General features: G+C 50.0%; 1 protein-coding gene. It reads right to left on the bottom strand.

Going from position 1 to position 202, the window contains the following annotated elements; translation table 11 throughout:
- The coding region (locus tag AC1M9H_RS14460) for a GA-like domain-containing protein (RefSeq protein ID WP_481613671.1) at positions 1–202 on the bottom strand (202 nt) is incomplete at both ends.

Genomic DNA, 202 nt, shown 5'->3' with positions numbered 1-202 from the left:
TCTTTTTCTGCTTGTACTGCCTCAGGTAACGCTGTCACTTTTGTTTGTGCTTCTGTTTTCGCAGCAAGTGCATCATCACGTGCTTGAGTCAATGCAGTAAGTTCTGTTGGCGTGATGAGGCCATTGGCATTTGCATCGATCAGCGCTTGTTCTGCCGCAGCGTATGCTGCTTCTGCTGCCTCTACTGCTGCTTCGGCATCTG

The sequence above is a fragment of the Acinetobacter sp. ANC_7512 genome (genome assembly GCF_056779935.1).
This window is presented reverse-complemented; position numbering and strand designations above follow the sequence as displayed.